Source organism: Bacillota bacterium, from assembly GCA_013314855.1.
Classification (GTDB): domain Bacteria; phylum Bacillota; class Clostridia; order Acetivibrionales; family DUMC01; genus Ch48.
In genome coordinates this window covers 1-8838 of the sequence record JABUEW010000153.1, presented here as the reverse complement: position 1 = coordinate 8838, position 8838 = coordinate 1, and the positions used below count along the sequence as shown (strand labels likewise).

Here is an 8838-nt window from a genome sequence, read left to right as displayed (position 1 = left end):
AATGCTTTTTAAACGCCTGGCAGGGCATCGGAGCGGCGGGACTATAAACTGGGCTGTGTTCGTTAAGGCAGGGGTACCCATAGGGGTTGTAATGGGCCTAATAATTGAAATGATAAAGGCATCCCGGCCGGAATGGATGAAAGATAGGCACGATAAACCGGGAAAAACAATCTCAGGGAAAAAGGCCGCGGAGATGATGGAGAGGCTGGTTCATCCCCCGGACGGTACGGCGCTGGGGATAAGCACGGACGGGAAGCCTGTATGCGTTACGGACGTGGAGCTTAACGGTCATTGCCTTGTTCTGGGGGCCACCGGAGCCGGTAAAACCACTACGCTCATGAATTTTGTGGAGAGCGCGGCGCTTAGGGGCATACCCCTTATTGTGGTGGACGGTAAGGGAGAAATGGAGTTTATGGAACGGGTAAGGAATATAGCGAAGAGGTGCGGCAGGAGGTTTTACGGGTTCTCCATGGTCGCCGATTGCGACTCTCTGCATTACAACCCTTTGAAGAGGGGGAACTACTCGGAGCTGAAAGACAAGCTGATATCAATAACCGAGTGGACCGAGCCGCATTATAAGCTGATGGCGGAGAGGTACCTTCAGTCATCCATACGGATGCTTCAGATGTCCGGGGTGAGAATTGACCTGAGCAATATCGCCGATTTGCTGGACCCGGGTGATATCGTACTTACAGCAAGGACGCTGGCTAAGGACGGAATGATCGATGAGTACGAACTTAAACGGTTTGCGGGCATGGTGGACGAGTCGAAGAGGGATATAAGCGGGTTGGTGAACAGACTTGCGGTTTTTGCCGAGAGCGAGATAGGATATCTTTTAAAGGATACGGATGAGGATGAAGATACAACCATTGACCTGGTATCAGCCATAGACAGCGATGGAGTTGTCTTTTTCAGTCTGGACAGTCTCAGGTTCCCGAAGTATTCGCGGCTGCTGGGCAGGCTGATTGTGATAGATTTGAAGACGACGGCGGCCAGGATGTTCGGGAGAGGAAAGAAGGTGTTCAGTATATTCGACGAGTTCGGGGTGTTTGCCGGGTCCCAGGTGACCGATTATATTAACAAGTCGAGGGGTGCGGGGTTTCATGTCATATTGAGCACCCAGGAGCTTGCAGACCTGAGAGCGGGCGGTGAAGAAGAGCTGATGGAGCAGGTGCTGGGAAATACCAACATCAAGATAATTCACCGGCAGGACGTGCCGGCATCGGCGGAGTTGCTGTCGTCGTTGATAGGCACTAGGGAAGATATGTCCATTACCAGGCAGATTAATGAAGCGGGGGCTACCGGTATGGGCACTATAAGCGAGCAAAGGAGTTTTATCGTACACCCGGATGAGATAAAGAGGCTGGGAGTAGGGGAAGTATTTATGTTGAAAAAGTTTCCAGAATTTGAGATAAGGCGAGTAACAGTTAGAAGAGTATGGAATATATATTTGGAGCATATAAAAGATGATATTACGCTGGAATAAGAACAATAGATTTATGTTTGACAGCTGAAGAGTAATGTATTCAAGGAAATATACGTTTTTCTAGGTTATTGTACTATAGACCATCTATTTTGTTATTTTATGTAATACCTTTACAGCTTATGCCTAAATTTGGTATAATTTTAATGTAAAACAATCTAATATATAAAATGGATTATTGTTTTAGCCCATTTCATAGCTTTAGTTATAGAAATATACAGTTATGGATGGGCTATTCTTTTTTGTTAGATCTATTGCAGATATAGACTGGCATTCCCGAACATAGATTCGTAAACACCGGAATATTTCCGGTATTCCGAACCGTTTGTTTCGGTGTTACAGGAATTATCTAAAATGCGGTGGGATTTAGCGTATACCGCATAATTGGAGGTCATATGATAAGTATTTACAAGAAGTTAAAACGAGTAGATTTGCGTAGTCAAGAACTCCATGATTGGCTAGATAAGAAATTTCAAGGTAGACTTGTTTTCCAGCCTGAAGAAAGCGAATTAAATATTAAATATAACTATATGCTCGAAACAAATATGGATGAGTGGGGTTTTGATTATTGCAAGAGCGCTCCAAAGGATGTTAAAGAGTTTATTCAGTATACTGCCCTTAATTGTATTAGCTTTACATATAAAAACTTAGTTGGTAGAACCTTATTTAGATATGTATTCCCTGAATTTTTTCAAAGGTTCCCTTTAGGTCAAATTTGGCTTATCGAAACTGATGAAAACTGGTTTTTAACTTCTTGGGCGACTCAGAAAAAATTTGCCGACAAGAATGGTATGAAAAGTTTCATTGGAGAGTACCCTCAAGAGTTTTCTGGTTTTCAAGAAGAAAATTTGTTAAACATGGCACTTGAGGTTTTATCATATAGTTTATACCCATTGTTGTTTTGTGAAATAGTTCCCGTCAGCCCTGATCTCACATTAATGTTCATTCCCGACCGAGCTATGCAATACTCTCAGATGAAGGAAGCAGAAACATTATATGTTCATCTTTTGTGGAAATTCCATCATATATTTGATGATCAATGGACTTTTGATTCAAGCAGGGGCCCCAAAACAGCTGCTGACTCTACGGTTTTTAATCCAATTAATATATTGGACTATTTTGAATGGTATATAGATTTATTGAATTATCGTCTTGAAGAGTTGAATCACATGAGTGAAGATCATATAAGACAGCAAAGAGCGATGACTTTAAATAGCACGATATGCGATCTGTTCTTTTGTATAAGTTCAGAAATTCCATACCTTAGTAAAATGTCATTCTTTAATGTGGTTGATAAAATATCTAACTATATGCATGCATTAGGCAGGGGTAAATCTGAAACAGATATATGGAGACGTTTACTTAGTAAAGAGTTCTTAAGTGATGAGCTAATTAATTGTATTAAAAATGTTCCCGGTATAATTGGAGAGGAATTAATTTTAAATATTAAATGGGTTCTTGAACAAATTGATATGAATAAAATCAGCGCAGATTTACTGAGGGATTTAAGAAATAGTAAGCATGGCTACCTTCTCAATCAATCACGATGGGAAAAACTCTGCAAGCACACCTGCGAGATACATAACGATTTAGTTTTATTAGCTTTACCGTTATGGTTATATGTACTAGCAAGTAAATGGACATAGTGTTTAATAGTATCTGAGCGTTTGTGGTCCACCGCACATCAGAGAACAATATTTTCAGGCTTCGGGCGTGCTTAAGGGTCGTTGCTGCCACATCGTCTCACCGGGTGGCGGCAAGCGCCGTCAATTGGGAAAGGCTCTGCTGGTCCGGTTCGTCGGCGTCGTGAAAACTGACCGTTCGGCGAAATTTACTAATTTTGGCCTATGTCGGCATCCTGCCGCCAAGGACTGCAAGGTCGAAAAAGAACGATAAGGGGAGATAATCATGAAAATAACAAATGATGAGGTCAAAAGAATAATTGGAGAATTGGACATTCATAAACTTGAAAAGAATTTAGATCAAACAGAATATGGTCCAGTACCTGTTGCGATTGGGGATTTATTTGCTGTTGGCTGTTATTTTATTCATGCGGGGAAAGAGATTCTTGGGCAAAAACTTTGTCATACCGCCTTGGCGGCTTACAATATTGATAGAGCTTTGGTAGATAAGATAATAGAAAGTATTGATGATAATGAGCATGAGATGGCAAACCTTTTAAACCCGCATTGTGAGATTCCGAGTTGGCTTTTTGAAGATGGAATTGACACTATCCTTGGTCGTTTATAGAGCAAATTTCGTCAAACAACGAGCTAAAGACTTAGCGCTAATTAACGAAAAATTCGAGGGTGTCAGGGACAACTTAAATTTACCCTTTTCGAGACAAACGAAAATTCACCCACACCATGATTATTCACCTTCCGTCTTTTTTATAAGTCTTGTTTTTACCTTCTCCTTAAGACTGAAGGATTGACATTAACCGGACAGCACCACTAGATATATGCCCTGTAAAGTATGTAGATCGCCGGAAAGTTAAGAATTATATGTTCTAAGAAAGGTACTTAATGTTGAGTATGAATTACGATTGTAAAGTCCAGCGGTAAGATGTCAATAGGTGAACTGGAAAAAGATCTTTGAAAATAGTATATTGTTAAGGCTGTTTTGGCACAAAAAGGGAAACTCTAACAAGCCCTGCCTTACTGGCTGGAAAAACAGGGCATACCAAGACCAACGGGTTAGTGTTCCGCTGGGGGTATATATAGCCGGTTGCTACGCAGCAGAGCATAGACCAACCGTACCAGTTTCCTGGCAGTCAATGCGAGTGCCCTTTTGTGCGGCGTCTTTGGCGTTTCACGGTATTTGAGGTCATAGAAGCGTTTAAACTCGGGGTCGTGCACGCGCACCTTGTTAGCAGCTTCCATGAGATAATATCTCAAATAACGGTTGCCCGAAGATATCAGGCGGGTATTATCGGCGGTATACTTGCCGGACTGGTATTTACTCCAGCATATACCGGCGAACTTGGCCAAAGCAGCGTGATTCTTAAACCGGCCTATATCGCCAATCTCGGCTATGATACCCGCAGCGTAGACCGGGCCGATACCCTTGACCGAGGTAAGAGTGTTGGGTATAACCTTCATCTGTTCCTCAATGGCTTTGTCAAACAGTCTTAACTGGTCTTTCAAAGCACGAATGGCTATAAGAGAAATGGCTAGGACTTGATTGACAGAATCATTGACAGTCTTGGGTAGGCGGTAAGAACTACGGGCAGCCTTTTGAATGAGTTTGGCGATATCATCCGGCATACTAAACTTACCCTTGCTTTTTTCATAAACAAAAGCAGATAGTTCCTCAATAGACATATAAGCGATCTCGTCTACAGAAAGGAACTCCTCAACAACAGCAAGGGAAGTAGCACCGAACTTGTCCGAGAAGACTTTCTCCTGGGTAAGAGAAGAAAACTTCAAGAACAAGTGGTTAAGGAAATGGTTCTTCTCCCTTGTAAGGTTACGTGCAGTATAAAACCTGGCACGGGTAAGTTTTCTTAGAGCAATAATCTTATCATCCATGTAAACCTCCTGGTTAATGCGTCCAAAACGCAGGTTTTCGGCGATAATCCAGGCGTCAACATCATCGGTCTTGGGCAGGTCCGGATATGCTTTTTTAAAAGCATGGACCTGTTTGGGATTTAACACATGGATGTGCGGCTTGAAAGAACCTATATCTGCGTCTTGTTTGAGGAAATGGACAAGTGGTTCACCGTATACAGAGGTAGATTCAAGGCCGATTACAAGGGAGTCGAATTGGTTCAAGGTCATTATACCGGTTATTTTATCAGCAAGAATTCTAGCACCCGGATAGTTATTGGATACAGTGAACTTAGAAAGGCTATTGCCTAAAGAATCCAATACCCTGACCTTGTTGTCACAGGAACTGACATCGATGCCTACCAGTAATGAATTGGGCATTATGCTCACCTCCTTCCTAGGTAGGGATGTGAGGCACATTGACCTTAACAAATGCCCGTGGGTCCTGACGCATCGACGCCCTCGCAATTAGAATATGGTCCGTAAGTAGTCTATGCACGGCACCCGACTGCCATAGGGTGCAGGCTACGAACGAACAAACACCCAGTGGTTCGAAGCTGACGCCAGGCCAGGGGAACAGACTTTAACAGCAGTAACCAAAAGGTTCCACAAGGAGTGAGCAAAACTGTCCGCAATGGCCTCTTATACCATTGTTGCACAGGCAAATGCAAAGGTAAATATGCTATTTTCAAAGTACATGGCCGATAAAGGCGGGGCGGCCGCTTACTTCTACGAAGTAAGCCCCTTGAGAGGTTCTAAAGGATATGTCCCAGCTGGCAGAACTGGAAAAAAGTATAGATTTGATTTACAAATACTATTATACGAGGAAGTGTCCATGTGAATAATAAAATTAAGCATTTGGCTATGATTTATCGTGATTATTTGATTTACCCAGAAGAGTGTTATTCTGAAAATTCAGCAGTAAAAAAAATCATCCGAGAATATCATGACGATCATTATTCTAAAGAGATAAGCTACTTTTTAAAATTTCACAAATATAAAAAAGTGAGAAGGGGAGCAGATTTACCATTCTGGGGCCGCAAATATTTTTCTAATGAACCTGGTCAACGAATAATGGTTATTGCAAAGGATTCTCTAGCCGAAGATGCAGGAAGCACTGTTTTCTATGCATGTTTAATGGATAAACTTGATGAATATCAGTTCTCTCGTTTCCGAAAAGCCCAAGGCATTCCACCGTTTAAAAGCTGGAAAAGAGCCAAAGAATTTTTATTAGCTATAGGCGACCTTGACTATATGTTCATTACCGATGCGAGGAAAGTATATAGAGACAAAAATAATTTTGACGATGAAAAAAGCCTAGAATTATTAAATAGAGAAATAGACTTTTGTAACCCCGATTTAGTTGTATTACTGGGTGATGCGACATATAATTTATTCCAATTTGGTATCAGATATAGCACTGATGTAGGAATGTTGCCGTTAATAAGAAATGGAATCATATTTGTACCTGCTCCTTTTCCAAGTTTCGCCAATGCAACTTATAACGAAAGAATAGGCTCCACTTTAGACTTAATTAAGTATATGCTAAGCGAAGAAATACAAAATACCAGAAGGGATTTTGTCAATAAAATGAAAGACAATATTGGTAAATAAGGAGACATCAAGTTATGGTAAAAGTCACTGCAGCACTAATAGTGAAAGATAACCAAATATTGATTGCCAAACGTAAATCGAATGCAAAACTGGCAAATAAATGGGAGTTCCCTGGCGGCAAAATTGAAGCTGGAGAAACTCCGGAAGAATGCTTGAGAAGGGAATTAAAAGAAGAGCTTAACATTAACAGATATTCCGCAGGTATAAACTACCATTAAACTAATTATGTAAACAGGCCCTCCTAATGGATAAATTGTGGTACTATGAAGGAAAATATCCTGATGGAGGAGATCCCATGAACATCAATACCAATAAGATAACTCCCGTAATTGATGGACCTATCCCCTTGATTTTGAGTCATGCAAGGAAACTGGGGATAGCCGATGAAATAAATAATCGTACTGCCCGGGATGATGAGAAGAGCATCATCTCTACTGGTATGGGTATAGAAGCTATCATTGCCAACATCCTTACAGACCGTAAAGCACTGTACAAGGTCCAGGAATTCTATGAGGATAAGGATGTGGAGAAATTCTTTGGACCTGGGATTAATGCTGAGCATTTTAACGATGACACATTAGGCCGTATCCTGGATGCCTTCTATGAGGCTAATCCCAAGGAGATATTCACCAGCATTGCCTTAAAGAGTATTGGAACCTATAACATTAAAGTAAAGACCATCCATGCCGACACTACCAGTAAGTCAGTGTATGGTGAGTATGATACCTGTGAAGAAGATGACCTTCAGATTGTCAGGGGCCACAGTAAAGACCGTCGTCCGGATCTTAAGCAGATTATGTTCGGTCTGGCAAATACCAATAAGAAAGTCCTTGTAGGTGGCGAAGTTTTAAATGGAAATACCAGTGATAAAACCTGGAACAACTCCTTCATCCAGGAGATGCGGAAGAACTTAAGCCAAGCTGATATAGAATACATCATCTATACAGCAGACAGCAGCTTTGTTACAGAGGATAACCTAAAGGTAGCCCAGGGAGATGATAAGACACCCAAGACCATCTTTATCTCAAGGCTTCCCGGGAACTTCAATCTGGAGGAAGAACTAAAGCTGAAAGCCTTGTCAACACCGGAGGCTTGGGTTAATATAGGCACTCTCCATGATAAGAAGAATGCTGCCGTCTACAAAATCCAGAGCTTTACCGGTTTTCTTTACGATACTCCGTACCGATTTATTGTCTGTCATTCCAACCATCTGGATGGACGTAAACTCAAAGCTTTGCAGGCAGCTATAAAGAGAGAGAATGATCAGACTACCAAGGCCGTGGCTGAACTGGAGGCTGTTGATTACTACTGTGAAGAAGATGCCCAGGCAGCTTTAGATAAGTTCATCGCCGAGAATCCACTGGAATATCACAGCCTTTCCGGAAAAACAACAGTAGAGGAAAGGGTAAAAAAGCGCTCCCGCCAAGGGCGGCCCCGTAAAGATGAAACAAAGGAAGTAGAAATCTGGCACAAAGTAAAGGTCAGGGTCTTTGAAGAACACGTAAAGATTGATAAACACAAGGAAAAGGCCGGGTTATTCGTACTGGTAACCAATGAGCTTGACCCTAGGAAGATTTCAGACACTGAAGTACTAACGGAATACAAGGAACAGTCATCCGTTGAGATTAACTTCAAGATTCTAAAGGACCCATACTTTGTGGATGAAATCTATCTCAAAGACCCCAAACGTGTAGAAGCCTTTGGATATATCCTTCTGCTCGCCTTGATGGTCTACACTCTGATTGAATACCAGGTACGGGAAGCTCTTTCTAAAGAGGATGATCCTCTGATGATTCCAGGGGGCATTAAGTCCCATAAACCAACGGCCAGAGCAATCCTGGAACTTTTAGAAAACATCCTGGTTCTTTTGATCACACTGGAGGATGGCTCCCTTCTACGGGTAATTGGCAGTGGGGTTAATGATAATATCAAGAGACTTTTAAGTTTGGCCGGGTTCAGTGAGGCGATTTATACAGCAGAATACATTGCATAGACTCCAAAAATTCTATACCGCTATACAGTCCTGTTAGGGGCTCTATTTGCCATACCACAAAATCAAGGTCTCTGCATTATATTGACAGTTCTGCTACATAATCTATAAATATCTGACCGGCCTGTGGAGTATTATCCCTCTTTTTACCTATGTGTGCATATTTATTTGTATGGTATTTTTATCCTGCGAAATATCGGTTA

The 8838-nt window shown here is 41.7% G+C and carries 7 protein-coding genes; 6 read left to right on the top strand and 1 reads right to left on the bottom strand.

The window, feature by feature from the left end; all coding sequences use genetic code 11:
- The 3 genes from HPY74_18290 to HPY74_18280 all read left to right on the top strand — a co-directional run.
- Positions 1-1486: DUF853 family protein (locus HPY74_18290; protein ID NSW92575.1), on the top strand; the 1486-nt coding region annotated here is incomplete at its 5' end.
- Positions 1487-1878: 392 nt separating this feature from the next.
- Positions 1879-3129 (top strand): hypothetical protein, encoded by a 1251-nt coding sequence (locus tag HPY74_18285; protein NSW92574.1) that lies wholly within the window; start codon positions 1879-1881, stop codon positions 3127-3129.
- 262 nt (positions 3130-3391) lie between these two features.
- On the top strand, positions 3392-3733 hold the full coding sequence (locus tag HPY74_18280; GenBank protein NSW92573.1) for a hypothetical protein: 342 nt from the start codon (positions 3392-3394) through the stop codon (positions 3731-3733).
- A gap of 446 nt (positions 3734-4179) precedes the next feature.
- Here the strand turns inward: HPY74_18280 and HPY74_18275 are convergent, their stop codons facing one another.
- Positions 4180-5412 (bottom strand): IS110 family transposase, encoded by a 1233-nt coding sequence (locus HPY74_18275; protein NSW92572.1) that lies wholly within the window; start codon positions 5410-5412, stop codon positions 4180-4182.
- A gap of 456 nt (positions 5413-5868) precedes the next feature.
- Between HPY74_18275 and HPY74_18270 the strand changes: the two genes are divergently transcribed.
- The 3 genes from HPY74_18270 to HPY74_18260 are packed head-to-tail and all read left to right on the top strand — an operon-like array spanning position 5869 to position 8638.
- A complete protein-coding gene (locus tag HPY74_18270; protein ID NSW92571.1) occupies positions 5869-6645 on the top strand; it encodes a hypothetical protein in 777 nt (258 codons plus the stop codon).
- Between the two features lie 14 nt (positions 6646-6659).
- A complete protein-coding gene (locus HPY74_18265) occupies positions 6660-6863 on the top strand; it encodes an NUDIX domain-containing protein (protein NSW92570.1) in 204 nt (67 codons plus the stop codon).
- Between the two features lie 26 nt (positions 6864-6889).
- Positions 6890-8638, top strand: a complete 1749-nt coding sequence (locus tag HPY74_18260; protein NSW92569.1) for an IS1634 family transposase — start codon at positions 6890-6892, stop codon at positions 8636-8638.
- Positions 8639-8838: the final 200 nt, after the last annotated feature.

What these genes read in the sequence shown, in the direction of transcription:
- HPY74_18260 (NSW92569.1), top strand. Translation starts at nt 6,890, where the DNA reads ATGGATAAATTGTGGTACTATGAAGGAAAATATCCTGATGGAGGAGAT.
- HPY74_18275 (NSW92572.1), bottom strand. Translation starts at nt 5,412, where the DNA reads ATGCCCAATTCATTACTGGTAGGCATCGATGTCAGTTCCTGTGACAAC.
- HPY74_18265 (NSW92570.1), top strand. Translation starts at nt 6,660, where the DNA reads ATGGTAAAAGTCACTGCAGCACTAATAGTGAAAGATAACCAAATATTG.
- HPY74_18280 (NSW92573.1), top strand. Translation starts at nt 3,392, where the DNA reads ATGAAAATAACAAATGATGAGGTCAAAAGAATAATTGGAGAATTGGAC.
- HPY74_18285 (NSW92574.1), top strand. Translation starts at nt 1,879, where the DNA reads ATGATAAGTATTTACAAGAAGTTAAAACGAGTAGATTTGCGTAGTCAA.